Annotated in this window: 1 protein-coding gene; it reads left to right on the top strand. The window is 72.9% G+C overall.

The window, feature by feature from the left end; genetic code table 11:
• The first annotated feature begins 54 nt into the window (after window positions 1–54).
• Window positions 55–1,554 carry an MFS transporter gene (locus EHS43_RS43700; RefSeq protein ID WP_125195957.1) on the top strand — a complete coding sequence of 500 codons (1,500 nt, stop codon included), beginning with the start codon at window positions 55–57 and terminating at the stop codon, window positions 1,552–1,554.
• Window positions 1,555–1,857 lie beyond the last annotated feature (303 nt).

Raw genomic sequence — 1,857 nt, 5'->3', positions numbered from 1 at the left:
GGGCAAGTGGGACAGTGGTCGCCGGCAGATGGATGCAGGGGGAAAGGAATCCGCGTGGACGACACGAAGCCGTCGATACGCGAGTCCGCGCGGCACGTCTCCCCGCACAAGCGCGGGGCCGTCGTGGCGGCGCTCATGCTCGCGATGGCCCTCGCGGCCCTGGACGCCACGGTCGTCTCCACGGCGGTCCCGCAGATCGTCGGCGACCTGGGCGGCTTCTCGGTCTTCTCCTGGCTGTTCTCCGGGTACCTGCTGGCCGTGACGGTGACGCTGCCGGTCTACGGCAAGCTCTCCGACACCTTCGGGCGCAAGCCGGTGCTGATCGCGGGCGCCGCGGTGTTCCTGCTCGGCTCGCTGCTGTGCGCGGCGGCGTGGAACATGGGCGCGCTGATCGCGTTCCGGATCGTGCAGGGGCTCGGCGGCGGGGCCCTGCAGGGAACGGTCCAGACACTCGCCGCCGATCTGTACCCCCTGGAGGAGCGCCCGAGGATCCAGGCCAGGCTGTCCACGGTGTGGGCGGTGGCGGCGGTCGCGGGGCCGGGGATCGGCGGGGTGCTCGCGGCGTACGCGGACTGGCGGTGGATCTTCCTGGTCAACCTGCCGATCGGCGCGGTGGCGCTGTGGCTGATCGCCCGTCATCTGCACGAGCCGGCCCGGGAAGCGCGCTCCACGCGCGCGCGTGTCGACTGGGCGGGCGCGCTCGCGGTGTTCGCGTGCGGCGGCGTATTGCTGACCGCGCTCGTGCAGGGCGGGGTGGCGTGGCCGTGGCTGTCGTGGCCGTCCCTGGGCCTGTTCGGCGCGGGACTGGCCCTGGTGGCCGCCGTGGTGCTGATCGAACGCCGGGCGGCCGAGCCGATCATCCCCGGCTGGGTCTGGCGCCGCCGCACGATCGCCGCGGTGAACCTGGCCCTGGGCGCCCTGGGACTCCTCATGGTCGCCCCCACGGTCTTCCTGCCGACGTACGCCCAGTCGGTGCTCGGCCTCGCCCCGGTCGCCGCCGGATTCGTGCTGTCCGTCTGGACGCTGAGCTGGCCGGTGTCAGCGGCGCTGAGTCAGCACGTGTACCGGCGCGTCGGCTTCCGCAACACGGCGATGATGGGCAGCGGGGCGGCGGCGCTGATCCTGTTCGCCTTCCCGTTCCTGCCCTACCCGGGCGCGGCCTGGCAGCCCACGCTGCTGATGCTGCTCCTGGGCGCCGCGCTGGGGCTGTTCCAGCTCCCGCTGATCGTCGGGGTCCAGTCGACGGTCGGCTGGGCGGAACGGGGCACGACGACGGCCTCCGTGCTGTTCTGCCGCCAGACCGGCCAGACGGTGGGCGCGGCGGTCTTCGGCGCGGTGGCCAACGGTGTCCTCGCCGGTCGCCTGGGCGGCGCGAGCGACCTCGACTCCGTCACGCGCGCGCTGGACGCCGGCACGGCCCCGGAGACGACCCGCGCGGCCATCGCGGACGCGGTGCACGCGGTGTACGTGGGCGCGGGCTGCGCGGCGGCCCTGGCGTTCGTGGTGCTGCTGGTGCTGGCACCGCGCCGCTTCCCGGTGATCGAGGACCGGTGATCGAGCCGACCGGCCGCCCGCTGGGCACCACCCCGCGTAAGGGCCCAAGCACGCTCCGGTGAGCCCAAAAGTCTGAGTTAACGCGGGTAACACCGCAGGTCAGCGAAGTAAGCGCATACCGACCGATCAGTTTGTCGAAAGGGCTGTGCAATGCCGAACCGACGAGTAACGTGCGGGGCTCCGCTCTCCCTGCCACCCCCCAGATCTCCCTGCGGTCCGCCGCGCCGGACCCGAGCCACGCAAGGAGCACGGGATGTCCTACGACCCGTCCCAGCCGTACGCCACCTACCCCTGGCAGCCCCC

It is taken from the genome of Streptomyces sp. RP5T, assembly GCF_003933965.1.
Lineage (GTDB): Bacteria > Actinomycetota > Actinomycetes > Streptomycetales > Streptomycetaceae > Streptomyces.
This window is presented reverse-complemented; position numbering and strand designations above follow the sequence as displayed.